20 protein-coding genes and 1 pseudogene are annotated in these 25,475 nt (G+C 66.3%); 11 read left to right on the top strand and 10 right to left on the bottom strand.

Going from position 1 to position 25,475, the window contains the following annotated elements; all coding sequences use genetic code 11:
• Positions 1 to 112: 112 nt before the first annotated feature.
• Positions 113 to 1,541 (bottom strand): annotated as a pseudogene (locus PCA10_RS06630) (amino acid permease).
• A gap of 88 nt (positions 1,542 to 1,629) precedes the next feature.
• Positions 1,630 to 2,295, bottom strand: coding sequence for a maleylacetoacetate isomerase (maiA, locus tag PCA10_RS06625; protein ID WP_016491267.1), 666 nt, complete (start codon positions 2,293 to 2,295; stop codon positions 1,630 to 1,632).
• Between the two features lie 303 nt (positions 2,296 to 2,598).
• Between maiA and PCA10_RS06620 the strand changes: the two genes are divergently transcribed.
• Together PCA10_RS06620 and PCA10_RS06615 are read left to right on the top strand one after the other, a co-directional pair.
• Entirely contained in the window at positions 2,599 to 3,687 is a 1,089-nt protein-coding gene (locus tag PCA10_RS06620) for a helix-turn-helix transcriptional regulator (RefSeq protein ID WP_041770159.1), read from the top strand.
• 154 nt (positions 3,688 to 3,841) lie between these two features.
• On the top strand, positions 3,842 to 4,738 hold the full coding sequence (locus PCA10_RS06615) for a class I SAM-dependent methyltransferase (protein ID WP_016491265.1): 897 nt from the start codon (positions 3,842 to 3,844) through the stop codon (positions 4,736 to 4,738).
• 149 nt (positions 4,739 to 4,887) lie between these two features.
• Here the strand turns inward: PCA10_RS06615 and PCA10_RS06610 are convergent, their stop codons facing one another.
• From PCA10_RS06610 to trhO, 3 genes are read right to left on the bottom strand one after another with little or no spacing between them, the layout of a single operon-like run.
• Positions 4,888 to 6,669: an ABC transporter ATP-binding protein gene (locus tag PCA10_RS06610; protein WP_016491264.1), complete on the bottom strand. Its 1,782-nt coding sequence runs from the start codon at positions 6,667 to 6,669 to the stop codon at positions 4,888 to 4,890.
• Positions 6,662 to 7,273 (bottom strand): DsbA family protein, encoded by a 612-nt coding sequence (locus PCA10_RS06605; RefSeq protein ID WP_041770552.1) that lies wholly within the window; start codon positions 7,271 to 7,273, stop codon positions 6,662 to 6,664. Before PCA10_RS06605 ends, PCA10_RS06610 begins: the two co-directional genes overlap by 8 nt.
• A 29-nt stretch (positions 7,274 to 7,302) precedes the next feature.
• The gene (gene trhO, locus PCA10_RS06600) at positions 7,303 to 8,238 is read right to left on the bottom strand and encodes an oxygen-dependent tRNA uridine(34) hydroxylase TrhO (protein ID WP_016491262.1); all 936 of its coding nucleotides are present in this window, start codon (positions 8,236 to 8,238) and stop codon (positions 7,303 to 7,305) included.
• Between the two features lie 737 nt (positions 8,239 to 8,975).
• On the opposite strand from trhO, the gene PCA10_RS29490 reads away from it, so the two are divergent.
• On the top strand, positions 8,976 to 10,037 hold the full coding sequence (locus PCA10_RS29490; RefSeq protein WP_158491035.1) for a fimbrial protein: 1,062 nt from the start codon (positions 8,976 to 8,978) through the stop codon (positions 10,035 to 10,037).
• Positions 10,038 to 10,094: 57 nt separating this feature from the next.
• Here PCA10_RS29490 and PCA10_RS06590 read toward each other — a convergent pair whose 3' ends face one another.
• Entirely contained in the window at positions 10,095 to 10,400 is a 306-nt protein-coding gene (locus PCA10_RS06590) for a BolA family protein (RefSeq protein WP_016491260.1), read from the bottom strand.
• Positions 10,401 to 10,412: 12 nt separating this feature from the next.
• Entirely contained in the window at positions 10,413 to 10,922 is a 510-nt protein-coding gene (locus PCA10_RS06585; RefSeq protein ID WP_016491259.1) for a DUF2059 domain-containing protein, read from the bottom strand.
• Between the two features lie 351 nt (positions 10,923 to 11,273).
• Here PCA10_RS06585 and PCA10_RS06580 point away from each other — a divergent pair, with 351 nt between their 5' ends.
• The 3 genes from PCA10_RS06580 (at position 11,274) to PCA10_RS06570 (ending at position 14,367) form a co-directional block, all read left to right on the top strand.
• A complete protein-coding gene (locus tag PCA10_RS06580; protein ID WP_016491258.1) occupies positions 11,274 to 12,284 on the top strand; it encodes a DUF2804 domain-containing protein in 1,011 nt (336 codons plus the stop codon).
• Between the two features lie 72 nt (positions 12,285 to 12,356).
• Positions 12,357 to 13,751 (top strand): class II fumarate hydratase, encoded by a 1,395-nt coding sequence (locus PCA10_RS06575; RefSeq protein WP_016491257.1) that lies wholly within the window; start codon positions 12,357 to 12,359, stop codon positions 13,749 to 13,751.
• Positions 13,744 to 14,367, top strand: coding sequence for an NAD(P)H-dependent oxidoreductase (locus tag PCA10_RS06570; protein ID WP_016491256.1), 624 nt, complete (start codon positions 13,744 to 13,746; stop codon positions 14,365 to 14,367). Before PCA10_RS06575 ends, PCA10_RS06570 begins: the two co-directional genes overlap by 8 nt.
• 231 nt (positions 14,368 to 14,598) lie before the next feature.
• Here the strand turns inward: PCA10_RS06570 and PCA10_RS06565 are convergent, their stop codons facing one another.
• Entirely contained in the window at positions 14,599 to 15,546 is a 948-nt protein-coding gene (locus tag PCA10_RS06565; protein WP_016491254.1) for a DMT family transporter, read from the bottom strand.
• A gap of 209 nt (positions 15,547 to 15,755) precedes the next feature.
• Between PCA10_RS06565 and PCA10_RS30880 the strand changes: the two genes are divergently transcribed.
• Positions 15,756 to 15,965, top strand: coding sequence for a DUF6316 family protein (locus PCA10_RS30880; RefSeq protein ID WP_016491253.1), 210 nt, complete (start codon positions 15,756 to 15,758; stop codon positions 15,963 to 15,965).
• Positions 15,966 to 16,023: 58 nt separating this feature from the next.
• Here the strand turns inward: PCA10_RS30880 and PCA10_RS06555 are convergent, their stop codons facing one another.
• Both PCA10_RS06555 and pap read right to left on the bottom strand, forming a co-directional pair.
• Positions 16,024 to 17,208, bottom strand: a complete 1,185-nt coding sequence (locus tag PCA10_RS06555) for a thiolase family protein (protein ID WP_016491252.1) — start codon at positions 17,206 to 17,208, stop codon at positions 16,024 to 16,026.
• Positions 17,209 to 17,314: 106 nt separating this feature from the next.
• Positions 17,315 to 18,802 (bottom strand): polyphosphate:AMP phosphotransferase, encoded by a 1,488-nt coding sequence (gene pap / locus PCA10_RS06550; RefSeq protein ID WP_016491251.1) that lies wholly within the window; start codon positions 18,800 to 18,802, stop codon positions 17,315 to 17,317.
• Between the two features lie 202 nt (positions 18,803 to 19,004).
• On the opposite strand from pap, the gene mnmC reads away from it, so the two are divergent.
• The 4 genes from mnmC (at position 19,005) to ngg (ending at position 25,349) form a co-directional block, all read left to right on the top strand.
• Entirely contained in the window at positions 19,005 to 20,972 is a 1,968-nt protein-coding gene (gene mnmC, locus PCA10_RS06545; protein ID WP_016491250.1) for a bifunctional tRNA (5-methylaminomethyl-2-thiouridine)(34)-methyltransferase MnmC2/FAD-dependent 5-carboxymethylaminomethyl-2-thiouridine(34) oxidoreductase MnmC1, read from the top strand.
• A 2-nt stretch (positions 20,973 to 20,974) separates the two neighbouring features.
• Positions 20,975 to 21,724: a sulfite exporter TauE/SafE family protein gene (locus tag PCA10_RS06540; protein ID WP_016491249.1), complete on the top strand. Its 750-nt coding sequence runs from the start codon at positions 20,975 to 20,977 to the stop codon at positions 21,722 to 21,724.
• A gap of 114 nt (positions 21,725 to 21,838) precedes the next feature.
• On the top strand, positions 21,839 to 23,608 hold the full coding sequence (locus PCA10_RS06535; RefSeq protein WP_016491248.1) for an N-acetylglutaminylglutamine amidotransferase: 1,770 nt from the start codon (positions 21,839 to 21,841) through the stop codon (positions 23,606 to 23,608).
• A 4-nt stretch (positions 23,609 to 23,612) separates the two neighbouring features.
• Complete coding sequence (ngg, locus tag PCA10_RS06530; RefSeq protein ID WP_016491247.1) at positions 23,613 to 25,349, top strand: N-acetylglutaminylglutamine synthetase; 1,737 nt, start codon at positions 23,613 to 23,615, stop codon at positions 25,347 to 25,349.
• The last annotated feature ends 126 nt before the right edge of the window (positions 25,350 to 25,475 follow it).

Here is a 25,475-nt window from a genome sequence, read left to right as displayed (position 1 = left end):
CGGTGGTGCAGCTTTTGTAGGATGGGTCGGGCGGCGTTCCGCGAGCGAAGCGAAACCCATCAAAACCAGCCGCCACAAAAGAAGAACCCCGGCACCAGGCCGGGGTTCTTTTTTACACAGGGTGATCAGGCGGCTTCGGCGCCGGCCACCTTGGCGGCCTGGGCCTTGGCGCTGAGCTTGAGGCGGTAGCAGCCCCACATCACCAGCAGCCACACCGGGATGGCGTACACCGAGACCTGGATGCCCGGGATCATCAGCATGACGCCGAGGATGAACAGCACGAAGGCCAGGCACAGGTAGTTGCCCATGGGATACCAGAGGGCGCGGAAGCTGCTGCGTTGGCCACCCTTGTCCATGTGCTGGCGGAACTTCAGGTGGGAGTAGCTGATCATCGCCCAGTTGATCACCAGGGCCGCCACCACCAGGGACATCAGCAGTTCCAATGCGTTCTGCGGCACCACGTAGTTGACCACCACGGCGAGGAAGGTCACCACGGCCGACACCAGGATCGAGCGCACCGGCACGCCGCGCTTGTCCACCTTGGCCAGGGCGCGCGGAGCGTCGCCCTGCTCGGCCAGGCCCAGCAGCATGCGGCCGTTGCAGTAGGTGCCGCTGTTGTAGACCGAGAGCGCGGCGGTGAGCACCACGAAGTTCAGCAGGTGGGCGGCGGTGTCGCTGCCGATCAGCGCGAAGATCTTCACGAAGGGGCTGCCGCTGTAGGGGTCGCCGGCGCTGTTGATGGAGGCCAGCAGCGCGTCCCAGGGGCTCAGGGAGAGCAGCACCACCAGGGCGCCGACGTAGAAGATCAGGATGCGGTAGATGACCTGGTTGATCGCCTTGGGGATCACCTGCTTGGGTTTGTCCGCCTCGGCGGCGGTGAAGCCGAGCATTTCCAGGCCGCCGAAGGAGAACATGATGAAGGCCATGGCCATCACCAGACCGCTGACGCCATTGGGGAAGAAGCCACCATGGGCCCAGAGGTTGGCGACCGTCGCCTGCTCGCCACCGCTACCGCTGAACAGCAGCCAGCAACCCAGGACGATCATGCCGACGATGGCCACCACCTTGATCATGGCGAACCAGAATTCGGTCTCGCCGAAGAGCTTCACGTTGGTCAGGTTGATGGCGTTGACCACCACGAAGAACACCGCGGCTGTCGCCCAGGTGGGGATCTCCGGCCACCAGAAGTGGATGTACTTGCCCACCGCGGTGAGCTCGCTCATGCCCACCAGTATGTAGAGCACCCAGCAGTTCCAGCCGGAGAGGAAGCCGGCGAAACCGCCCCAGTACTTGTGGGCGAAATGGCTGAAGGAGCCGGCTACCGGCTCTTCGACGATCATCTCGCCGAGCTGGCGCATGATCAGGAAGGCGATGAAACCGCAGATGGCGTAGCCGAGGATCATCGAGGGGCCGGCGGACTTGAGTACCCCGGCCGAGCCGAGGAACAGGCCGGTGCCGATGGCGCCGCCGAGGGCGATCAACTGGATGTGGCGATTCTTCAGGCCGCGTTTCAGCTCGCCCGAGTGGTGCTTGTCACTCATTGCGTCACCTTTTGTTGTTGTCGTGACGGGATTTCACCCGCCGGGCTTGTGACCCGGCGGAGGTTTGCAAGGCAGGTGGGTAAACCTGTTACTGCGCGTCGGGCTGCGCCTCCGGGGCGGCATTCCTGAATGCCTCGAGGGCGTCGCAACGTGCAGCGATATCGAGGATGCGCGGATAGCTCGACAGGTCACAGTCGAAGCGCCGCGCGTTATACACCTGGGGCACCAGGCAGGCTTCCAGATAGCCCGGTCGGCTGCCCAGGGAGAGCTTGGAACCGAAGGCTTCCAGGCCCTTTTCCACAGCGCCGAGGCCCAGGGTTATCCAGTGGCGATACCAGGCGTCCTTGGCCTCGTCGGCCACACCCAGCTCGGTCTTGAGGTACTGCAGCACCCGCAGGTTGTTCAGCGGATGCACATCGCAGGCGATATGCATGGCCAGGGAGCGCACCAGGGCGCGCTGGGCCGGGTCGGCCGGCAGCAGCGCCGGCACGGGGAAGACTTCTTCGAGGTATTCGAGAATGGCCAGGGACTGGGCGATGCGCAGTTCGCCCCCGGCGTTGCCGCTGTCCACCAGCAAGGGCAGCAGGCCCTGGGGATTGAGTTCGCGGTAGGCCGCCTGGTGCTGCTGGCCGCCATCCTTGACCAGGTGCACCGGCTCCTGGCGATAGGCCAGGCCCTTGAGGTTGAGGGCGATGCGTACACGGTAGGCGGCGCTGGAGCGCCAGTAGCCGTAGAGGGTGAGTTCGGAGTTCATGGGGTCGCCACTTTCTTGTTTGCGTCATCTCACTCTGGCAGTGCCCGGGGAACAAGGCGCCCCGGCCAGCCCAGCGAGGCGCCGGACGGTCGAACCGGCAAGTATTCCTTACAACGCCGTGAACCTGCCGATAGCAGGGGCCAGGCGCCCCGCTCGCGTAAGGTTTTCGTTACGAGGCGTTCAGCCAGGCTGCCAGCTGGTAGTCCGTCGAGCCGACCGGTGGCGGTTTGCAAGCGGTCACGGCCTGTGCGATATGAAGGCCATGCGCCATCAATTTCGCAAGGAAGCTGCGCCGTGCCGCACATGGATGAGCTCTACGACAGCCTGGTGAACCTCTGCTACGAGTGCGTGCTGGACCCGGGAGCCTGGCGGCCGTTGCTCGATCACCTGGCGGCTGCCACCGGACACCAGATGGGCGCCCTGCTCTTCCTCGACCAGCGCGATCAGCGTCCGCGCGTCACCTCCATCCACAGCTGCGACCCGGCCAGCGTGGAGGCCTACAACGCCTACTACCACCAGTTCGACCCGGCCAAGGAGATGCTGGTCCCACGGGCGGTGGGCAGCTGGTACCACGACCTGGAGGAGCTGGGGTCGAGGCGCATCCAGCGCGACCTCTACTACCAGGAATTCCACATCCCCTTCGGCATGCACAACATCTCCTGCATCAAGCTGCACGAGACCGCCGCCTCGGGCACCTACCTGTCGTTGCTCACCGCCGTGGGCGCGACCCTGCCGGAGATGCCCCAGCGCGACCTGCTGGCCCGCCTGAGCCCGCACCTGCTGCGTGCGGCGCGGATGAGCGACCGCCTGCAGGAGCTGGAACTGGAGGTGGCGCACCGAGACCTGTTGCTGGAGCGCCACCCGGCGCCGGTCTGGTTGCTGAACGGCGAAGGGCGGGTGCTCTATGGCAACCGCCAGGCGGAGCAACGCCTCGGCCAACCACAGTTCGCCCTGCAGGGCCGCCAGGGGCGACTGCATGGCAAGGCCCTCGACGGCCGCCTGCAGGCACTGATTCGCCAGGCCGTCGGCCGCGACGGAAAACGCCGCGCCGGCTGGCTCGACCTGGACAGCGAGGCCCAGAGCCAACTGCTGGTGACGCCGTTGCCCGAGGACCTGGCGCTGGCCGCCCGGCACCGGGGGCCGCTGGTGCTCGTGGCGCTGCTGGAGAACCAGCCGGCCAGCCAGTTGCTGGCCGACCTGTTCCAGCTCACCCCGGCGGAGCGGCGCCTCGCCGACCTGCTGGTCCGGGGACTGACCCCGGAGGCCTGTGCCGCCCGCCTGAACGTGTCGATCAACACGGTTCGCACCCAGTTGCGCGCGCTTTTCCGCAAGACCGAGACCGAGCGCCAGGCCGAGCTGGTGCACCTGTTCACCCGCCTCCAGGGGCTCTGAATCAGCCACTTCCGTTTATCCGAAAAGCGCTTTTCATTCATCTGGATGATGGCGGGCCAATAGCCATCAACTAAGGTTCCACACGGAGTGTACGCCTGTCGTCCATCCCGCGTGTCGGGTCGAGGAAACCACGCAGGGCCAGAGGAGGTGGCAAGTGGAAGAAGTCAGTGGTCCAGAAGATCTGAGCAAAGGCCTGGAACAACAACAGCAGCTTCAACAGGAGCTGGCGAGCATCAAAGCCGAGCGGGAGCGTCTGCACTACGACAAGCCCGCCCCCCGTGCCCCGGAGCAGGCACCGCCGAGCAACATCCTCCCCTTCCCCAAGCGACAGCTGCCAAGCCCCAGCCTGCGCTGCGGCAACGCCCTGCTGCTGGATTATCTCTACGGCGTCGAGCCGGATGCCCTGCGCGACCTGCCGGCGGAACGCACCCACCAGCTCTTCGATTTCGCCACCAGCGCCCAGGCGGCCCGCGCGCTGCGCTGCCGGCGGCGGATGCTGGCCCGCGCCATCGATGAGACCTGCCAGCGCGTTGGCCAGCAGGCACGCCTCCTGTGCATCGCCGGCGGGCATTTCCGCGAGGCGGAGCTGGCGCGCGAACTGCGCCACGGTGGCTTCGGCGAGATGCTGGTGTTCGATGACGACGCCGCGCGCCTGGATACCGTGCGCAAGAGCTACGGCGCGCTGGGCGTGACCACCCGCCAGGGCGACCTGGAGCAGTTACTGGCCGGCGAGTGCGGGCTGGAGGGCTACGACCTGGTGTTTTCCGCCGGGATCACCGAGCTGCTGGATGACCATCGCTGCGAGCGGCTGGTGCAACGGCTGTTCCAGTCCGTGCGCCCGGGTGGACGCCTGCTCCTGGCCAACTTCCTTCCCGGTGTCAGCGCCGTGGCCTTCCTGGAGGGACTGCTGGACTGGCGCCCGCACTATCGCCAGGACGTGCAGATGCTCAGCCTGCTGGATGGCGTGGACTACAACCAGATCGCCTCGGCGCGGGTGTTCCATGACATCGGCCAGCGCATCGTCTTCCTCGAGGCCGTGCGCTACGGCTGAGGGATGGTCCACACACCTGCGATATCCATCGGCCCTGTCCGCATGGGTATCGCTTCGCTCAACCCATCCTACGGACGGTGTGTAGGATGTGGCGGGCGGCGTTCCGCTTGAGCGAAGCGATACCCATCAAAATCGCTCGCGCTGCAACCTCAACCCTGCTGCAAATGCCCGTAGAGCTTGGCGTAGAGGCCGCCTTCGGCGATCAGCTGCTGGTGGTCGCCGTCCTCGGCTATGTGGCCGCCGTCGAACACCAATACCCGGTCCGCCTGCTTAACCGCTGAGAGGCGGTGGGCGATGATCAGGGTGGTGCGGCCGTTGAGGAAGGAGCCGAGCGCCTGGTGCAGGGCGTATTCGGTGGCCGCATCCAGGGCGGAGGTGGCTTCGTCCAGGACCACGACCTTGGGCTCGGCCAGGACCATCCGGGCGATGGCCAGGCGCTGCCGCTGGCCGCCGGACAAGCGTACCCCCGAGCGGCCGACCACGCTGTCCAGCCCCTGGGGCAGGCCACGGATGGTGTCGGCCAGCTGGGCGATTTCCAGGGCACGCCAGCAGGCGTCGTCGCTGCGCTCACGGCCCATGGTCAGGTTGGCGCGCACGCTGTCGTTGAACAGCGCCGGGTGCTGCAGGACCACGGCGACGTTGTCGCGCACCTCGGCCAGGCCGATCTCGTCGAGGCGGCAGCCGCCGAAGCGGATCTGCCCCGCCTGGGGCTGGTAGAGCCCCAGCAGCAGTTGCACCAGGGTGCTCTTGCCACCGCCGCTGGCGCCGACGATGGCGACCTTTTCGCCGGGGGCGATGGACAGGTTGAGGCCATCCAGCACCGGCTCCTCGCCATAGGCGAAGCGCAGGCCCTTGACCTCGATCCCCACCGTCTCGCGGCCCTTGAAGGGGTCGACGCTGGCGCTGTACTGGGGTTCGTCGGCACGCGCCAGCAGCTCGTTGATGCGCCCGAGGGCGCCGCCGGCCGCGTAGTAGGAGTACTGCAGGCCGAGCAGTTGTTCCACCGGGCCGATCATGAACCAGAGGTAGCTGAACACCGCCAGCATCTGGCCGATGGACAGGTCGGAGAAGAGCACCGTGAGCATGGCCGCGGCACGGAAGAAATCGATACCGAACTGGAACAGCAGGCCGCTGGTGCGGCTCGCCGCGTCGCTCTTCCACTGGGAGGCGACGGCGTAGTCGCGGACTTCCTGGGCGCGCTGGCCGAGGCGACCGAAGAAGAAACCCTGGCGGTTGCTGGTGCGCACTTCCTGGATGGCTTCCAGGGTTTCGGTGAGGGCCTGGGTGAAGCGCCCGGTGCTGTCGTTCTCCAGCTTCTTCAGGTGCTTGACCTTCTTGCCCAGCTGCACCGTGGAGTAGATCACCAGCGGGTTGAACAGCAGGATCAGCAGCGCCAGCTGCCAATGCATCCAGACCAGGATGGCCGCCGTGCCGGTGAGGGTGAGCACGGCCACCAGGAAGCGGCTCAGGGTTTCGCCGACGAACCGGTCCAGGGTGTCCAGGTCGGTCACCAGGTGGGCGGTGACGGTGCCGCTGCCGAGGCTTTCGTACTCCCCCAGGGAGATGCGTTTCAAGCGTTCGATCAGGCGGATGCGGATGCGGTAGACGATGTCCTTGGCCAGCCGCGCGAACAGCCGCGCCTGCAGCACGTTGAACACCAGGGCCATGCCGCGCAGCACCAGGGTGACCACCAGCATCAGGCCGATGTAGCCGGCGGCATTCTCCCAGGGCTGGGGCAGGAAGTGATCCATGAAGCGCAGCGCGGCATCACCCCGTTGCAGCAGCACTTCGTCCACCAGCAGCGGCAGCAGCAGCGGGATGGGCACGCTGCACAGGGTGGCCAGCACGGCCACCAGGTTGGCCAGCCAGAGGGCTTTCTTGTGGCGCAAGGCGAGACGGCGGATCTCCGCCCAGCTCAGGCGATCAGGCATGGGTACCTCGCTCCAGCCAGCGGCCCAGCAAGGGTTGCAGCTCGGCCAGCGGCTGGTAGCCGTTGGTCAGCAGCGCCAGCTGGCCATCGCGCTCGGCCAGCAGGGTGGGGAAACCGGCGATACCGAGGTCCTGTACCCAGGTGAAGTCGGCGCTGGTCGCCTCATGGCTGGCGGCGGCGTCGAAGGCCGTGGCGAATTCGATGCGCGGAATCCCGGCCTGCTCGGCCAGGGCCACCAGGGTGGAGGCCTGGGTCACGTCGCGGCCTTCGGCATAGAAGGCCTGCTGGATCAGCCGCACCAGCGGCCAGGTCAGCTCCGGCGCCAGGGCGCGGGCCACCACCAGGGCGCGGCAGGCCGGCTCGGTGTCGTAGACGAAGCCGTCAGGCAGGGCGCCGTCGAACTGGAAGGGCTGCCCGGTGGCCTGGTTGACCGCCTGCCAATGCTCGAGGATGTAGCGCCGGGTGTGGTTATCCAGGGCGGCGCCGTGGCCGGTGCGCAAACCGCCGGCCACCAGGTGCAGCGGCACTCCGGCCGCCGCGGCCTGTTCAGCCAATGCCGCCACCACCGGGGAGAAGCCCCAGCACCAGGAGCACATGGGGTCCATCACATAGAGCAGGCGGGCATTGGACAAACTCAGTCCTCCAGGGCTTGGCGCGGGTCGCGGCCGATGGGGTGAGGCAGGTTGCGGGCCTTGGCCAGCTCGATCTGCTTCTGCCGTTCACGGGCGCTGGCGCGGGTCTTCTCGCTCAGGCTGTCCCAGCAATGGGGGCAGCTGATGCCGGGGGAATAGTGCTCGGATTGGCGCTCTTCCACGGAAATCGGATTGCGACAGGCGTGGCACTGGTCGAAATCCCCCTCGGAGAGATCGTGCCGCACGGTGACGCGGTTGTCGAAGACGAAGCAGTCGCCGCGCCACAGGGTTTCCGCCTGGGGCACCTCTTCCAGGTACTTGAGGATGCCGCCCTTGAGGTGGAACACCTCCTCGAAGCCCTGGTTCAGCATGTAGCTGGAGGCTTTCTCGCAACGGATGCCGCCGGTGCAGAACATCGCCACCTTCTTGTGCACCGCCGGGTCGTAGTGGGCCTTGATGTACTCGGGGAAATCGCGGAACGACTTGGTCTTGGGGTCCACCGCGCCCTCGAAGGTGCCGATGGCCACTTCGTAGTCGTTGCGGGTGTCGATCAGCAGCACCTCGGGGTCGCTGATCAGGGCGTTCCAGTCCTGGGGCTCGACATAGGTGCCCACTTGCTGGTTGGGGTCCACGCCGGGCACGCCGAGGGTGACGATTTCCTTCTTCAGCTTGACCTTGGTGCGGTAGAAGGGCTGATCGAGGCAGTAGGACTCCTTGTGGTCCAGGTCCACCAGGCGCGGGTCGACCTTGAGCCAGGCGAGCAACGCGTCGATGGCCTCGCGGGTGCCGGAGACGGTGCCGTTGATGCCTTCCTCGGCGAGCAGCAGGGTGCCGCGAACGCCGTGGTCGAGCATGGTCTTGAGCAGGGGTTCGCGCAGCGCAACGTAGTCCTTCAGGGTGACGAACTTGTACAGCGCCGCAACAACGATCTGGGTCATGCGGGTACTTCCTCCAGTGGTCGCCCGCGTAAAGGGCGGACCGGGTGACAGAAACGACTGCGCCGGCTGGGCCGGCGCAGAGGCGGATTCTATCAAAAAGCTGGAGGAGACGGACTGCGTGAAAAGGTCTCAGGCGGTCGCTGGTCGGACCCGCGCGAATGTCCACACAAGATGAATGGATAAATCTCACAAAACCATGGAAGCGCCTGACAGACAGGACGAAACCACGCTTGGCAGACTGCCCGCCCCTTATCAACCGGGATGGAGTCCACCCCATGGAAGTGATCCTTCACAGAATGAAGCCAACAGTCCCGCCCCCGACCATGCCGGGCGAAACTTCATTTGCGTTATTGCGTTATTGCGTTATTGCGTTATTGCGTTATTGCGTTATTGCGTTATTGCGTTATTGCGTTATTGCGTTATTGCGTTATTGCGTTATTGCGTTATTGCGTTATTGCGTTATTGCGTTATTGCGTTATTGCGTTATTGCGTTATTGCGTTATTATACAGATTGCACAAAGTAAAATAAACACTTCAAGCAAAAATAATTCAATTAAACCCGCGCTTTCCCGAACACTTTCTCGCCAGACCATCAGGCTTTCAAAGTTCCGTCGCTCTCCCCCTTCCCGAGCAACTCCACACTTCCTTTCAAACATGAAAAACAGGCCCAGGCCGAACTCCACTCGTCTGGCCGAAAGGAAAAATACCCTTATTCATTCTTCGCTCGGGAAATGCTGATGAATATTTTTTATCGTCTTGGCCTGAAGCTGGCCAGCTTGGTTACCATTGCTCTATGGGGGTATTCATGGGCAGGCGACTGCGCCTCTGGAACTGGTGCCGGTATTCAATTCAACTACAATGCGGATGAATCAGTAACCTTCACTAACGACACCTCGAGAACTGTGTCGAGCCTTTACTGGGCGCCAAGAGAGCAAGCACCTATAAAATGTGTATGCAACGGGGACTCGCTCACAAATGAAGTCTGGACAACTGTTCATAAACTCGAAAAAGGCGAAACTTCCGTACACAATGGCTATAACTTGCAATTTTACCAGATAAGCAACATACCCGTCCAAGTATCTAGTGTTTTAACTGGAATTAGCCCTCAAACTCCGCTCCCACTAACCAACTATATCAACCCAATAGAGCGGGCCACCGGGTTTTGCAATCAGGGGTTCTATACCATTAACCGCACCTTGGGAATGTATTTCTCGATATATCTGAAAATCGATCAGCCAATGGCCGGGGAGATAGTCATTCCACCAACCCATGTCTTCGACCTGCAAGTAGCCGCAGATCAACCACCCACCTCGACAACTCCAGTTGTGGCGTCGTTCTGGTTAAGCGGTCGCATCGTAACGCCGCAAAGCTGTCAACTTTCATCCGCCAACAACATCATCAACTTCGGCAGCATTGCCAACGGGGAGCTCTCGCTCTCGGAAGCGCCGGCCGGCAAGAAAATAACCAGAAGCTTTGAAATTCAGTGTTCAGGCATGGGCCAGTTGGTAACGGCCAGCCTGAGCCTGGAAGGCACGCCCCATATCACCAACAAGCAGGCCCTGGCGGTAAACGAACGCGATGACATCGCCATCCTGCTGTTCAATGGCGAAAAGGCTATCGCGCCCGTGAAGCCCGGTGATTCGCACGAGAACGCGGACAGAATTCCGCTGATGTTCGAAGCAGGCAGGGGTAGACAGAAGAGTGCGTTCGACCTGACGGCTTACCCCATCCGCACAGGCCCCAGTGTCAAGCCCGGCCCCTTCAGCAGCCAGGCAACCGTTGTGTTCGACTTCAAATAGGCGCGCCAAGCCGCCATGGCCCCTTGCGGGCCATGGCGGTTCGCCATTCATAGGGATTCAGTGATCGTGCTGGCTGCCGCCCTTGCAGGTCGGCGAATCCGGCGCGGCGCCTTGCGCGGCCCACTCCTCGGGGGTGTAGGTGTGCAGGGCCAGGGCGTGGAACTGCCCCATCAGCTCGCCCAGGGAGGCGTAGACCTTCTGGTGGCGCTTGACGGCGTTGAGCCCGGCGAACTCCGGGCTGACGATCACCGCCTTGTAGTGGGTTTCCAGGCCGCGGCTGTGCATGTGGCTCTCGTCCAGCACCTCGAGGTGCTGCGGTTCGAGTGCCGCCAGGGCGGTCAGGATACGGTCACGCATGGACATGGGTCGCTCCGCTTACTGCTTCTTCTGGTCCTTGGGCGCCAGTTCGGTGGTCATGTCGCTGAGCAGCTTGTTGACCTCGGGTACGGCGGCTTCCAGGCGGCTCTGGGTGAGCTGGGCGGACTGCTGGGTGAGGGAGGGCATCTTTTCCAGCACTTTCTTGCCCAGGGGGGATTCGTAGAAGGCGATCAGGTCTTTCAGTTCCTGCTCGCTGAAGTTGCTGGTGTAGATCTTCACCAGTTCGGGCTTGAGCTTGTCCCAGCCCACGGCCTTGTCCAGGGCGGCGTTGGCCTTGGCCTGGTAGGTTTCCAGGGTGGCTTTCTTGGTGGCCGGGGCCTGGGTCTGCTCGAAGCGCTGTTCGAACATCTGCTGCACCTGGGCGTAGACCGGAACGGTCAGCTTGTCGGCGCGGGCGAGCTTGAGGAAGCGCTCGGCATCGGCGGCATGGCTGGCGGCGTCGGCCAGGACCTGGCCACTGGCGCAAGCCAGCAGGACGGCGGTGCAGAGAACGCGAAGCTTGGTCATTGTGAATCCTTTGTCTGGGCACGATTGCGGGGGGTTGCCCCGAGGCTGGTCATTCTGCGCTCAAGGCGACGACAGGCTCAAGCGGCGGCTTTTTTCGACAACCCCATGGCGAAAATGTGCAATGCCGCACTCCATCGAGCAGTTGTCAAAGTGCCATCACTTGCTCATGCTTCCCCCCACTGGGCATGCTTCGCAGGCTAGGAATCTAGTCGCGTCCATCGACGGGTTTACCGATGGGATTGCAGCCGGCTTCCTCAGGCATTGTGCGGATATCCGCCAAGCACGGCTGAATCGTGCAGGCAGAACCCGCGCAAGCAATGACCAGGCTTCGCACACACATGGACGTGCCCGATGAATAGCCATATTTCCACCCTGCCCCCGGGGATTCCCGCGCTCTGCGATGCCCGCGGCAAGCTGGCGTCCGGCGTGATCGGCTGGTCGAACCGGCCGAAGCTGAACTACGCCATCCCCGGCCACCTGGGTCGGCGCAAGCGCTGGAACCACTGGTGCATCACCACCCCGCGCTGGATGCTCTCGCTGACGGTCGCCGACGCCGATTACCTGGGCTACGGCGGCGCCTACTTCCTCGACCTGGATAGCGGCCAGGCCGTCGCCCATACGGTGATGCGCCCCTTCGCCCTCGGCTGCCGGCTGCCCGACACCGCGATGGAGAGCCACAGCTTCGAGCATCCACGCCTGTCGATCCGCATCGAGGAGCAGCCCGGCCGCCTGACCCTGCGGGTGGAAGCGCCGGACCTCGGCGGCCAGCCGCTGCATGCCACCCTGGACGTGCAGCGCCCCGCCCACCTGGATTCGGTGAACCTGGTCGCCCCCCTCCCCGGCCGCTGCTTCCACGCCAGCAGCCGCCAGCTCGGCCTCCCCGCCAGCGGCTGCGTGCAGCTGGGCGAGCGCCAGTACCACTGCACCACGGGCCAGAGCTTCGCCGCCCTGGACTTCGGCCGTGGCGTGTGGCCCTGGAACAGCCACTGGACCCGCGCCGCCTTCGCCGCGCCCGGCGGCATCGCCGGCAACTTCGGCGCCGGCTGGACCGATTCCAGCGGCCTGACCGAGAACGCCCTCTGGTTCGGCGGTCGCCTGGCCAAGCTCGATCGCCCGGTACGCATCGAGCAGGCGCCGAACAATCCCCTGGCGCCCTGGCAACTCTCCACCGCCTGCCGCCAGGTGGCACTCACCTTCACCCCGAGCCAGCTGCACCAGGCCAACCCACGCATCGGCCCGCTGTACGCCGATACACGGCAGTGGTTCGGCCACTTCGACGGCACCCTGCGCAGCCCGGACGGCGAATGCGTGCCGGTGACCAACGCCCTTGGCTGGCTGGGGGCCACCCGCGCGCGCTGGTAATTGCCCGAACGGTTGAACCGAGTGCCGTGGATGCGGCCTAAACTGCGGAATCAATAGCCGGAGCCCATCGACATGAGCCGAACTGAAACTGACAGCCTTGGAGCAGTCGAGGTTGCCGACGACGCCTATTGGGGCGCCCAGACCCAACGCTCGCTGGAAAACTTCGCCATCGGCGCCGAGCGCATGCCGCTGGCCCTGGTGCATGCCCTGGCCCTGATCAAGAAGGCCGCCGCGCGGGTCAACGGCCGCGACGGCGACCTGCCGCCGGATGTCGCCCGCCTGATCGAGCAGGCCGCCGACGAGGTGCTGGCCGGCAAGCATGACAGCCAGTTCCCCCTGGTGGTCTGGCAGACCGGCAGCGGCACCCAGAGCAACATGAACGTCAATGAGGTGATCGCGGGCCGCGCCAACGAACTGGCCACCGGCAATCGCGGCGGCAAGAGCCCGGTGCACCCCAACGATCATGTGAACTTCGCCCAGAGTTCCAACGACTGCTTCCCCACCGCGATGCACATCGCCATCGCCCGCGCCGTGCAGCACGAGCTGCTGCCGGCCATCGCCGAGCTGTCTGGCGGCCTCGCCGAGCAGGCGGCGCGCCATTCCCAGCTGGTGAAGACCGGTCGCACCCACATGATGGACGCCACCCCCATCACCTTCGGCCAGGAGCTGTCGGCCTTCGTCGCCCAGCTCGACTACGCCGACAAGGCCATCCGCGCCGCCCTGCCGATGGTGCTGCAGCTGGCCCAGGGCGGCACGGCCGTGGGCACCGGGCTCAACGCACCGGATGGCTTCGCCGATGCCATGGCCGCCGAACTGGCGGCACTCTCCGGTCTGAATTTCGTCTCGGCGCCGAACAAGTTCGCCGCCCTGTCCGGCCACGAGCCGCTGGTGAACCTCTCCGGCGCCCTCAAGACCCTGGCCGTAGCCCTGATGAAGATCGCCAACGACCTGCGCCTGCTGGGCTCCGGCCCCCGTGGCGGCCTGGCCGAAGTGCGCCTGCCGGCGAACGAGCCGGGCAGCTCGATCATGCCCGGCAAGGTCAACCCTACCCAATGCGAGGCGCTGTCCATGCTGGCCTGCCAGGTCATGGGCAACGACGCCACCGTCGGCTTCGCCGCGAGCCAGGGGCACCTGCAACTGAACGTGTTCAAGCCGGTGATCGTGCACAACCTGCTGCAGTCCATCCGCCTGCTCGGCGACGGCTGCCGCAACTTCCAGCAGCACTGCGTGGCCGGCATGGAGCCGGACGCCGCACGCATGGCCGAGCACCTGGAACGCGGCCTGATGCTGGTGACCGCGCTCAACCCGCACATCGGCTACGACAAGGCCGCGCAGATCGCCAAGAAGGCCTATGCCGAAGGCACCACGCTGCGCGCAGCGGCACTGGCCCTGGGCTACCTGACCGACGAAGAGTTCGACACCTGGGTACGCCCGGAGAGCATGCTGGGAGCCGGTCACCATGGCTGAAGCGGCAAAGCATGGCGCCACGCCCCTGGAGGGCGATGGCAAGCGCATCCTGTTGATTCTCGGCACGCCCAAGGGCGGCAGCCTGTGCCACGCCCTGTGCGAGGCCTTCGCCCAGGGTGCGCGCAGTGAAGGGCACGTGGTGCGCCTGTTGAAGCTGGGGGAGATGCACTTCGACCCGGTACTGCGCGAAGGCTACGACCAGAGCCAGAACCTGGAGCCCGACCTGCTGGAGGCCCAGCGGCAGATCCACTGGGCCGAGCACCTGGTGTTCGTCTATCCGGTCTGGTGGGGCGGCCTGCCGGCGCTGCTCAAGGGCTTCTTCGACCGGGTCTTCCTGCCCGGCTTCGCCTTCCGCTATCGCGACCAGTCGACCCAGGCCTGGGACAAGCTGCTGACGGGGCGCACCGCCGACCTGCTGGTAACCCTGGATACCCCGCCCTGGTACTTCCGCTGGATCTACGGCGCGCCGGCCCATCGCCAGATGGTCCGCGCCATCCTCGGCTACTGCGGCATCAAGACCCGCCGCCTCACCGAGTTCTCGCCGGTGCGCCCGTCCTCCGAGGAGCAACGCCAGGGCTGGCTGCGCAAGGCGGAAACCCTGGGGACGCGCTGCTAAGGGGGTTCGACGGGGGCAGCTGCGCTGCCCTTGGCGAATGAATTCGCCCCCACAGGTTCGGCCCGCAGAGTGATGCGCAATCCTTGGTAGGTTGGGTCGGGCGGCGTTCCGCGAGCGCAGCGAAACCCAACACACGCAGTCCAGGCCTGGCAGACAGTATTGGGCTTCGCGTAGCTCAGCCACAACCTACGGGTCAGGTCGTAGGATGGGTTGAGCGAAGCGATACCCATCCTACGCAACAGCGCGAGCGCGCCAGCTGCGCATCAGCGACGGCGCCAGGGCGGTGAGCGCCGAGCCCAGCACCACCACCACGGCGCCGGCGTAGGCCAGGGCGTTGACCTCTTCCGGTTGCACATGGTCCGGCCAGAGGCTGGCGCACAGGGCGACGCTGGCGAAGGTCACCAGCGGGGTGATGGCCAGGGTGGCGCTGACCCGCGAGGCTTCCCAGTGGGCCAGGGCCTCGGCGAAGGCGCCGTAGGCCACCAGGGTGTTCAGGCAGCAGGCCAGCAGCAGCCAACCCTGCAGCGGGCTCAGGGACAACAGCTCCAGCGGATGGGCCCAGGGCGTCAACAACGCGGCGCAGCCGAGGTAGATCACCATCATCACCTGGGCCGAGCTCCAGTGGCTGAGCAGCTGTTTCTGCGCCAGGCCGTAGAAGGTCCAGACGAATGCCGACAGCAGGATCACCAGCACGCCGATGGTGTACTGGCCCATGGAGGTGAGCAGTTCGTCCAGGCGCTGGTTGAAGAACAGGCCGAAGCCGAGGATGGTCACCACCAGGCCGAAGGCCTGCCCCAGGCTGAAGCTTTCCTTGAAGACGAACAGGCTGCTCAACAGGAAGAGGATGGGCGCGACCTGGATCACCAGCTGGGTGGTGCCGGGGCTGAGCATCTTCAGGCCGATGAGGTAGAACACATAGTTGCCGGTCAAGCCGGCCACCGCCACCACGATCAGCCAGCGGCCGCGCGCGCCCAGGGGACGGATGGCGGGCAGGCGGCGGTTGGCGCCGAGGTAGAGGAACAGCAGCGAGCCCGCGACTACCAGCCGGTACCAGGTGACGGTCACCGGGTCCATGGTCTGCAGGACTTCTTTCAGCCAGATAGGCAGGACACCCCAGAGCACGGCCGTGGTCAGGGCGAGGAGCAGGCCGAAAACCCAACGGCCGGAGGAGACGTGCATGGGAACCTCTGCGGGGAGCCCGACAGTTGGCAGCGGGCGGGGAAGAGACGCCATTCTAGAAGCAGCGCTTGCCAGGGCACAGGAACAGTTGCCGGCCCGTCGCCGGGGCAACTGTATCTGTCGTGCCGGGCTGCCGCCCGTCGAGCCCCGCAGCACGTCCGTCGGCGCTGGTTAGACTGATATAGCCAGTGGAAATTGGAGGTGGTCCGATGTTCGGTCGACGCGCGTGCGACATGGCGCCAGGCACTCATTACCGCAGTGAACGAGTCAGCGCCGTGAATGGGCAATACTTTTTCTCGACCCGCGAAGGGACCCTGGAAGGCCCCTTCTTCACACGGGTGGATGCGAACCGGGAGATCGCGCTCTACATTCGCCGCATCCATCAGTCCAACGCCCTCCTCGCTTTGCGGGGCCGATGAATGTCCCGCAAAGAAAAAACCCGCGCCAGGCGCGGGTTTTTTCTTATCCGGGCCGGCCTCAGCGATAGGCCTCGAACAGGCCGGTGGCGCCCATGCCGCCCCCCACGCACATGGTGACCACGCCGTAGCGCTTGTTGCGGCGCTGCAGCTCACGCACCACATGGCCAACCTGGCGGGAGCCGGTCATGCCGAAGGGGTGGCCGATGGCGATGGAGCCGCCGTTGACGTTGTAGCGCTCGTTGTCGATCTCGAGGAAGTCGCGGGCGTAGAGGCACTGCGAGGCGAAGGCTTCGTTGAGTTCCCAGAGGTCGATGTCGTCGACTGTCAGGCCCCGCGCTTTCAGCAGCTTGGGCACCGAGAACACCGGGCCGATGCCCATTTCGTCCGGCTCGCAACCGGCAACGGTGAAGCCACGGAAGATCGCCAGCGGCTTGAGGCCCAGTTCGAGGGCCTTGTCCAGGCTCATCAGCAGGGTCATGGAGGCGCCGTCGGAGAGCTGCGAGGAGTTGCCGGCGGTCACTGAGCCATCCTCGGCAAATACCGGCTTGAGCGAGGCCAGGCCTTCCAGGGTGGTGTCCGGGCGGTTGCAGTCGTCGCGATCGACCACGCCGTCGAGGATCTGCTTCTCGCCGGTTGCCTTGTCCTCGACGGCGTACTTCACCGCCATCGGCACGATTTCGTCGGCGAACAGGTTCGCCGCCTGGGCGCGGCCCATGCGCTGCTGGCTTTGCAGGGCGTAGAGGTCCTGGGCCTCGCGGCTGACGTTGTAGCGACGGGCGACGATCTCGGCGGTCTGGCCCATGGGGTAGTAGATGCCGGGGTGTTCGAGCTTCAGGCGCGGGTTGACGAAGTTGTCCTGGTTGATGCTTTTCAGGGTCAGGGTGATGGACTCGACACCGCCGGCCACCATCACGTCGCTGCAACCGGAGGCGATCTGGTTGGCGGCGATGGCGATGGCCTGCAGGCCCGAGGAGCAGTAGCGGTTGAGGGTCATGCCGGCGACCTGGATGCCCAGGCCCGACAGCACCGCCACGTTGCGGCCGATGTTGTGGCCCTGGGCGCCTTCGTTGGAGCCGGCGCCGACCACGCAATCGTCCACCAGGGCCGGGTCGAGGTCGTTGCGCGCCAGCAGCGCGTTCACGCAGTGGGCGGCCATTTCGTCCGGCCGGGTCATGTTGAACTTGCCACGGAAGGACTTGGCCAGGCCTGTCCGCACGCTGTCGACTATCACCACTTCACGCATGACGCACCTCGTTCTTGTCGGGAGGGAAAGTGGGACGAGCATAGTTCCGCGCTATGGTGCCCCACCACGATCATTCATCCCGCGTATGCGCGCCCATCCCCTCGGGTCACTTCTGCTTGAACGCGGCCTCCAGCGCTTCGTTGATGGTGCGCAGGACTTTCACCCGCGCGTAGCGCTTGTCGTTGGCCTCCACCAGGGTCCAGGGCGCGATCTCGGAACTGGTGCGGTCGACCATGTCTTCCACCGCGTCGACGTAGAGGTCCCACTTGTCGCGGTTGCGCCAGTCTTCCTCGGTGATCTTGTAGCGCTTGAAGGGCACCGCCTCGCGCTCCTTGAAGCGCTCCAGCTGGGTGTCCTTGTCGATGGACATCCAGAACTTCACCAGGACGATGCCGTACTTGTGCAACTGTTCCTCGTAGTCGTTGATCTCGCTGTAGGCGCGCAGCCAATCGGCCTCGGAGCAGAAGCCCTCGACCCGCTCCACCAGCACCCGGCCGTACCAGGAGCGATCGAAGATGGTGAACTGCCCGCGCCCCGGCACGTGCCGCCAGAAGCGCCAGAGATAGGGCTGGGCGCGTTCTTCCTCGGTGGGCGCGGCAATCGGCACGATGCGGTACTGCCGTGGGTCCAGCGCATCGGTCACGCGGCGGATCGCCCCGCCCTTGCCGGCCGCGTCATTGCCCTCGAACAACGCCATCAACGCATGGCCGCGCATGCGCGGGTCGCGCATCAAGCCGTTCAGGCGCGCCCGCTCGCTGGCGATCTGCTGCTTGTAGTCGTCCTTGCTCAGCGTGAGGCTGAGGTCGAGGCTGCCCAGCAGGCCGAGGTTGTCCAGGCTCGACATCAACGGCGCCACGTGGGGCTGCGGCGCGGGCGGGCCATTGCGCTTGAGCGCGGCCTGCAGGCCTTCGAGGATGATGCGGCCGACGCTGAGGCTGCGGTAGCGCTCGTCGAAACCCTCGATCACGTACCAGGGCGCGTAATCGCGGCTGGTGCGGCGCAGCACCCGTTCGCCGAAGCGCACGAAACGGTCGTAGACCTGGCTCTGCTTCCAGTCCAGCGGGTTGAGCTGCCAGCTGCGCTGCGGGTCCTTCTCCAGGGCCTTGAGACGCTCCTTGAGCTGCTTCTTGGACAGGTGGAACCAGAACTTGAAGATCAGCGCGCCCTCGTCGCAGAGCATGCGTTCGAAGCTCTCGGCGTCGTGGATGGCCTGGTCCAGGCGGGCATCCTTGATATCGCCCTCGACCCGCGCATGGAGCATCTGGCTGTACCAGTTGCCGAAGAAGATGCCGATGCGACCCTTGGGCGGCAGCTTGCGCCAGAAGCGCCACTGGGGCGGTCGTGCGAGTTCTTCGTCGGTGGGGCGCAGAAAGCTCTCGACGTTGATCAGGCGCGGGTCCATCCATTCGTTGAGCAGCTTGACCGTCTCGCCCTTGCCGGCGCCTTCGATGCCGTTGATCAGGATGAGTACCGGGAAGCGCGCCTGCTGCTTCAGCTCGTACTGCGCTTCGAGCAGGGCTTCGCGTAGTTCCAGCACGGCCTTCTCGTAGGTGTCCTTATCGATGGAATGGCCGATTTCAGCGGATTCGAACATGCAGATCTCCTTGGCGTACTGGAGAAAAGGTAGCGGAAGGCCAAGGACCTGTCTGTCCTGCGTATCAGAGCCAGCCCGTAGGATGGGTTGAGCCCAGCGATACCCATCGCCTCCGCCATCGCGATTGAAATCGCTCCTACAGACAGGCTGGCCCCCGCCTCCGATCGGCTACTATTCGCGCTTCGCTGCCACGGGAACCCCCATGTCCGATTTCCACCACGCCCAGCTCGACTGGGACGAGCAGGGCCAACCGCTGTCGCGGGAGTTCGACGACGTCTACTTCTCCCCCACCTCGGGAATCGACGAGACCCACCATGTGTTCATCGCCGGCAACGACCTGGCCCCGCGCTTCGCCGAGCTGCCGGCGGGCGGGCGCTTCGTCATCGGTGAAACCGGCTTCGGCACCGGACTGAACTTCCTCTGCGCCTGGCAGTTGTTCGAGCAGTGCGCGCCCCGTGACGCCCGGCTGCATTTCGTCAGCGTGGAAAAATTCCCCCTTGCCCGCGACGACCTCCAGCGGGCCCTGGCCCTCTGGCCGGACCTGGCGCCCCTGGCCGCGCAACTGATCGACCAGTACGTGGCGATTCACCCCGGCTTCCAGCGCCTGGAGCTGGCCGGCGGCCGCGTGGTGCTGACCCTGCTGGTGGGCGATGCCCTGGATTGCCTGCCGGAGCTGGACGCCCGCATCGACGCCTGGTTCCTCGACGGCTTCGCCCCGGCGAAGAACCCGGACATGTGGAGCCCCGCCCTCTTCGCCCAGCTGGCGCGACTGTCCGGCCCCGGCGCCAGCCTGGCCACCTTCACCGCCGCCGGCTTCGTACGCCGTGCGCTGAAGGAGGCGGGATTCGCCGTCAAACGCGTCCCGGGCTTCGGCAAGAAGTGGGAAATGAGCCGCGGCCTGTTCACCGGCGAGCCTGGCGACGAGGCCAAGCCCTGGTACGCCCGGCCGCGCTTCACCCCCGGCAGGCGCGAGGCCCTGGTGATAGGCGCGGGCCTGGCCGGTTGCGCCAGCGCGGCCAGCCTCGCCGCCCGTGGCTGGCAGGTGACGCTGCTGGAGCGCCACGACGCACCGGCCCGCGAGGCCTCCGGCAATCCGCAGGGAGTGCTCTACCTCAAGCTGTCCGCCCATGGCACGCCGCTCTCACGGTTGATCCTCAGTGGCTTCGGCCATACCCGCCGCCTGCTCCAGCGATTGGAGCAAGGCCGCGACTGGCAGGCCTGCGGCGTGCTGCAACTGGCCTTCGACGCCAAGGAGGCGCAGCGCCAGGCCAAGCTGGCCGAGGCCTTCCCCGCCGACCTGCTGCACCAGCTGGACCAGGCCGACGCCGAAGCCCTGGCCGGCGTCGCCCTGCCCGCCGGCGGCCTGTACTACCCGCAAGCCGGCTGGGTCCACCCGCCGGCCCTCTGCGGCCTGCTGGCCGGGCACCCGAACATCCGCCTGGTCACCCACCGCGAAGCGCTGGAACTGCGCCGCGAAGGCGACCTCTGGCAGGCCCGCGCCGCCGACCAGACCCTCGCCAGCGCGCCGGTGGTGGTGCTGGCCGGCGCCGCCGAGGTGCTGCGCTTCCCGCAGACCGCCGGGCTGCAGCAGAAACGCATTCGTGGACAGATCAGCCGCCTGCCGGCGACCGCGCAAAGCGCGGGGCTCGCTACCGTGCTCTGCGCCGAGGGCTACGTGGCGCCACCGCGCGAGGGTGAACACACCCTGGGGGCCAGTTTCGATTTCCACAACGACGACCTGGAGCCCACCGCCGCCGAACACGCCGGCAACCTCGAACTGCTGGAAGAGATATCCACAGACCTGGCCCAGCGCCTGGGCGTCGCCGAACTGGCGCCGGAGCAGTTGCAAGGGCGTGCGGCCTTCCGCTGCACCACCCCGGACTACCTGCCGATAGTCGGCCCCCTGGCCGACCCCGAGGCCTTCGCCGAGGCCTACGCGGTGCTGGCCAAGGACGCGCGCCAGGTGCCGGAAGTGCCGGCGCCCTGGTTCGACGGCCTCTATGTGAACAGCGCCCATGGCTCGCGCGGGCTGATCACCGCGCCGCTGTCCGGCGAGCTGCTGGCCGCCTGGCTCGATGACGAACCACTGCCGGTGCCGCGCGCGGTGGCGGAGGCCTGCCATCCCAACCGCTTCGCCTTGCGCCGCCTGATCCGCGGCCAGAGCGCCTGACCATGGACCCGTTGCTGCTCGAAGCCCTGGCCATCGGCACCGTCCTCGGCCTGCTGCTGGGCCTGACCGGCGCCGGCGGTTCCCTGGTGGCCCTGCCGCTGCTGCTCAGCCTGCACCTGCCCCTGCGCGATGCCATCGGCGTGAGTCTGGGCGCCGTGGCCCTGTCCGCCGCCGTGGGCGCCGTGCCGCGCATCCTCCAGCGCATGGTGGCCTGGCGCCCCGTGCTGCTGCTGGCCATCGCCGGCCTGCCCGGCAATGCCGTCGGCCAGTGGTTGGGGCGCTTCATCCCGGAGTCCGCACTGATCCTGGGCTTCTGCCTGCTGGTGCTCTGGTCGGCCTGGCGCATGTGGCGCGGCGCCAACCTACCAAAAAGCCACGACGGCCCGGTGCGCAGCGCGCCGCTGGTGGTCATCGGCGCCGGCGTGGGGCTGTTCTCCGGGTTGATGGGGGTGGGCGGCGGCTTCCTGGTGGTGCCGGCGCTGCTCTGGTTCACCCCGCTGTCAATGCTGGCCGCCACCGCGACTTCCATGGCGGTGATCGCCCTGGTCTCCGGCGGCGGCTTCCTGATCTACCTCAGCGGCGCCCAGCCGCCCATGTCGCTGCTCGGGGGCCTGGCCGCCGGCGGCGCCTTCGGCGTGCTCTGCGGCGGTCGCTGGGCCACCCGTCTGAAGGGCGCCACCCTGCAGCGCCTGTTCGCCCTGATGCTGGTGGCCGTGAGCCTTTCTCTCGCCGTGCAGAAACTGATCAGCTGACACTGATATAACCAATCGATATAAAACTCACGGAAGTGCACGGGGGTCGGACCCCTTAGTGCCACTTTTTAATGAGTGGCACGAACTCCCCAACGGCAACACCGGTAAGGACTTATGTGCGGCATTTCTGGAGAACTGCGTTTCGACAAACAACCGGCCGACCTGGCCGCCCTCGATAGAATCACCCACCATTTGGCACCCCGTGGCCCAGACGCCTGGGGCCTGCACAGCCAGGGACCGATCGCCCTGGGCCATCGACGGCTGAAGATCATGGACCTGGCCGACGCCTCCGGGCAGCCCATGCTGGACCCCGAACTGGGGCTGGCCATGGTGTTCAACGGCGCCATCTACAACTACCCCGAACTGCGCAAGGAACTGCTCGCCCTGGGTTACCGCTTCCACTCCGACGGTGACACCGAGGTGCTGCTCAAAGCCTGGCATGCCTGGGGCAAGGACATGCTGCCCAAACTCAACGGTATGTTCGCCCTGGCCATCTGGGAACGTGACAGCCACCGCCTGTTCCTCGCCCGCGACCGCCTCGGCATCAAGCCGCTGTACCTGTCGCGCACCGGCAAACGCCTGCGCTTCGCTTCCAGCTTGCCAGCCCTGCTCCAGGGCGGCGACCTGGACGGCGAGCTGGATGCCCAGGCCCTGAACTTCTACCTCAACTTCCACGCCGTGGTGCCGGCACCGCGCACTCTGGTCAAGGGTGTGGAGAAGCTGCCGCCGGCCAGCTGGATGCAGATCGACGCCGACGGCAACTGCAGCCAGGGCACCTGGTGGAAGCTGGAATACGGCCCGCGCGACGACGAGCAGACCCTCGGCCTGGAAGACTGGCGCGACCTGCTGCTGGGCGGCCTGCGCGATGCGGTGGCGATCCGTCAGCGCGCCGCCCGGGAAGTGGGCGTGCTGCTCTCCGGCGGGGTGGACTCCAGCCTGCTGGTGGGCCTGCTGGCGGAAACCGGCGTCGAGCAACTGGCGACCTTCTCCATCGGCTTCCAGGATGCCGGCGGCGAGCGCGGTGACGAGTTCGAGTTCTCCGACCTGATCGCCCAGCACTACGGCACCCGCCACCAACAGCTGCGCATCGACGAGCGCGAGGTGCTGGAGCAGTTGCCCGCCGCCTTCGCCGCCATGAGCGAGCCGATGGTCAGCCACGACTGCATCGCCTTCTACCTGCTCTCCCGCGAGGTCTCCAGGCACTGCAAGGTGGTGCAGAGCGGCCAGGGCGCCGATGAGCTGTTCGGCGGCTATCACTGGTATCCGCCGCTGGCCGAAACCACGGACCCCTTCAACAGCTACCGCACGGCCTTCTTCGACCGCGGCCACACCGAATACCAGGCCACGGTGCAGCCGGCCTGGCTGGCCGACGACCTGGCCGGCGACTTCGTCCGCCAGCACTTCGAGCGGCCCGGCGCCCTGGACCCGGTGGACAAGGCCCTGCGCCTGGACAGCACCGTGATGCTGGTGGACGACCCGGTGAAGCGGGTCGACAACATGACCATGGCCTGGGGCCTGGAAGCGCGGGTGCCGTTCCTCGACTACCGGGTGGCGGAGCTTTCGGCGCGCATCCCCTCGCGCTTCAAGCTCGGCGACGGTGGCAAGGCGGTACTCAAGGCCGCCGCGCGCCAGGTGATCCCCCACGCCGTGATCGACCGCCCCAAGGGCTACTTCCCGGTACCCGGCCTCAAGCACCTGCAAGGACGCACCCGTGACTGGGTGAGCGAATTGCTGCTGGATCCGAGCCAGGATCGCGGCCTGTTCCAGCCCGCCATGCTCGAGCGTCTGCTGGCCAGCCCGGCGGAGGACATCACCCCGCTGCGGGGTTCCAAGCTCTGGCAGATGGCCGCCCTCAACCTCTGGCTCAATCAACAGGGACTCTGATGCCATGAAAGCCCATACCCTGCACGGCCAGCGTCTGTTGCGCGGCCAGGCGCCGTCCTACCAGCGCCTGCAAGCGCGCCTGGCCGAAGGACACCAGCCCCCCCACGATGCGCCGCAGATACTCCACTGCGGCTGGGGCCGCCTGCTCCTCGGCCACACCTTTCCCGACCCGGAGAGCCTGGCCCGCGAACTGCTGGCCGAGCAGCCGGGCAAACGCGATATCGCCCTGTATGTCGCTGCTCCCCAGCAGGTGCTGGCCCAGGCGCCGCAACAGCTGTTCCTCGACCCCTCCGATACCCTGCGCCTGCGCTTCCCCGACTACCGTCCGGCGCGCCGGGCCTTCCGAGGCTTCCGCATCCGCCGCGCCCTGAGCGACGCCGACTGGCAGGCGGTGAACCAGCTCTACCGCTGCCGCGACATGCTGCCCGTGGACCAGGCGGCCATCACCCCGCGCCACCTGGGCGGGCCGGTGTACTGGCTGGCCGAGGACGAGCGCGACGGCCAGGTGATAGGCGCGGTGATGGGCCTCAACCACCAGAAGGCCTTCGACGACCCGGAAGGCGGTTCCAGCCTCTGGTGCCTGGCGGTGGACCCGCAGTGCAGCCGGCCCGGCGTGGGCGAGGCCCTGGTGCGCCACCTGGTGGAGCACTTCATGGGCCGTGGCCTGAACTACCTCGACCTCTCGGTCCTGCATGACAACCGCCAGGCCAAGTCGCTCTACGCCAAGCTGGGGTTCCGCGACCTGGCCACCTTCGCGGTGAAGCGCAAGAACAGCATCAACCAGACCCTGTTCCTCGGCCCGGGCCCGGAGCAGTCCCTCAACCCCTATGCCCGCATCATCGTCGACGAAGCCCTGCGGCGCGGCATCGAGGTCCAGGTGGACGATGCCGAGGGCGGGCTGTTCAGCCTCAGCCAGGGCGGCCGGCACATTCGCTGCCGGGAGTCCCTCTGCGACCTCACCAGCGCGGTGAGCATGACCCTCTGCCAGGACAAGCAACTGACCCACCGGGCGCTGGCCCGCGTGGGCATCCGCCAACCGGCCCAGCGCCTGGCGGGCAGCGACGCGACCAACGCCGCCTTCCTCGCCGAGCACGGCAGTCTTGTAGTCAAGCCGGTCAATGGCGAACAGGGCCAAGGGGTGGCCGTGGGCCTGGAGAACATGGAAGACGTGCAGACCGCCATCGCCAATGCCGAGCACTTCGACAGCCGGGTGCTGCTGGAAAGCTGCCACCTGGGTCTGGACCTGCGGGTGGTGGTGATCAACTTCGAGGTGGTGGCCGCCGCCATTCGCCGCCCGGCCGAAGTGGTGGGCGATGGCCAGCGCACCCTGCGTCAGCTGATCGAACGCCAGAGCCTCCGGCGCCAGGCCGCCACCGACGGCGAGAGCCGCATTCCCCTGGACGGCGAGACCGAGCGCACCCTGCGGGCCGCCGGCTACGGCTATGACGATGTGCTGCCCATCGGCACCCGCCTGGCGGTGCGGCGTACGGCCAACCTGCACACGGGCGGCGTGCTCGAGGATGTCACCGTGAACCTTCACCCCGCACTGGCCGAAGCCTCGATCCTCGCCGCGCGGACCCTGGATATCCCGGTGGTGGGCCTGGACCTGCTGGTGTCCGCCGCCGACCAGCCGGACTACGTACTGATCGAAGCCAACGAGCGGGTGGGCCTGGCCAACCACCAGCCGCAACCCACGGCGGAGCGCTTCATCGACCTGTTGTTCCCGTTAAGCCGAACCTGAGCAAGGCGTAGGGTGGATGGCGCTCTTCCATCCACCGCTGGCGATCACCCCGAGCCGCGAAGGTGGATCGGTGAAGCGTGATCCACCCTACGGATCGGAACCCCAAGGCCAGTCCCGGCCAAGGAG

It is taken from the genome of Pseudomonas resinovorans NBRC 106553 (genome assembly GCF_000412695.1).
Taxonomy (GTDB): domain Bacteria; phylum Pseudomonadota; class Gammaproteobacteria; order Pseudomonadales; family Pseudomonadaceae; genus Metapseudomonas; species Metapseudomonas resinovorans_A.
The sequence above is the reverse complement of the archived record's forward strand: the minus strand, read 5'-3'. Positions and strand labels throughout refer to the sequence as shown.

Coding starts and splice junctions, on each gene's coding strand:
- maiA (WP_016491267.1), bottom strand. CDS start 2,295: ATGAACTCCGAACTCACCCTCTACGGCTACTGGCGCTCCAGCGCCGCC.
- PCA10_RS06620 (WP_041770159.1), top strand. CDS start 2,599: ATGGATGAGCTCTACGACAGCCTGGTGAACCTCTGCTACGAGTGCGTG.
- PCA10_RS06610 (WP_016491264.1), bottom strand. CDS start 6,669: ATGCCTGATCGCCTGAGCTGGGCGGAGATCCGCCGTCTCGCCTTGCGC.
- PCA10_RS06605 (WP_041770552.1), bottom strand. CDS start 7,273: ATGGACCCCATGTGCTCCTGGTGCTGGGGCTTCTCCCCGGTGGTGGCG.
- trhO (WP_016491262.1), bottom strand. CDS start 8,238: ATGACCCAGATCGTTGTTGCGGCGCTGTACAAGTTCGTCACCCTGAAG.
- PCA10_RS29490 (WP_158491035.1), top strand. CDS start 8,976: ATGAATATTTTTTATCGTCTTGGCCTGAAGCTGGCCAGCTTGGTTACC.
- PCA10_RS06590 (WP_016491260.1), bottom strand. CDS start 10,400: ATGTCCATGCGTGACCGTATCCTGACCGCCCTGGCGGCACTCGAACCG.
- PCA10_RS06585 (WP_016491259.1), bottom strand. CDS start 10,922: ATGACCAAGCTTCGCGTTCTCTGCACCGCCGTCCTGCTGGCTTGCGCC.
- PCA10_RS06580 (WP_016491258.1), top strand. CDS start 11,274: ATGAATAGCCATATTTCCACCCTGCCCCCGGGGATTCCCGCGCTCTGC.
- PCA10_RS06575 (WP_016491257.1), top strand. CDS start 12,357: ATGAGCCGAACTGAAACTGACAGCCTTGGAGCAGTCGAGGTTGCCGAC.
- PCA10_RS06570 (WP_016491256.1), top strand. CDS start 13,744: ATGGCTGAAGCGGCAAAGCATGGCGCCACGCCCCTGGAGGGCGATGGC.
- PCA10_RS06565 (WP_016491254.1), bottom strand. CDS start 15,546: ATGCACGTCTCCTCCGGCCGTTGGGTTTTCGGCCTGCTCCTCGCCCTG.
- PCA10_RS30880 (WP_016491253.1), top strand. CDS start 15,756: ATGTTCGGTCGACGCGCGTGCGACATGGCGCCAGGCACTCATTACCGC.
- PCA10_RS06555 (WP_016491252.1), bottom strand. CDS start 17,208: ATGCGTGAAGTGGTGATAGTCGACAGCGTGCGGACAGGCCTGGCCAAG.
- pap (WP_016491251.1), bottom strand. CDS start 18,802: ATGTTCGAATCCGCTGAAATCGGCCATTCCATCGATAAGGACACCTAC.
- mnmC (WP_016491250.1), top strand. CDS start 19,005: ATGTCCGATTTCCACCACGCCCAGCTCGACTGGGACGAGCAGGGCCAA.
- PCA10_RS06540 (WP_016491249.1), top strand. CDS start 20,975: ATGGACCCGTTGCTGCTCGAAGCCCTGGCCATCGGCACCGTCCTCGGC.
- PCA10_RS06535 (WP_016491248.1), top strand. CDS start 21,839: ATGTGCGGCATTTCTGGAGAACTGCGTTTCGACAAACAACCGGCCGAC.
- ngg (WP_016491247.1), top strand. CDS start 23,613: ATGAAAGCCCATACCCTGCACGGCCAGCGTCTGTTGCGCGGCCAGGCG.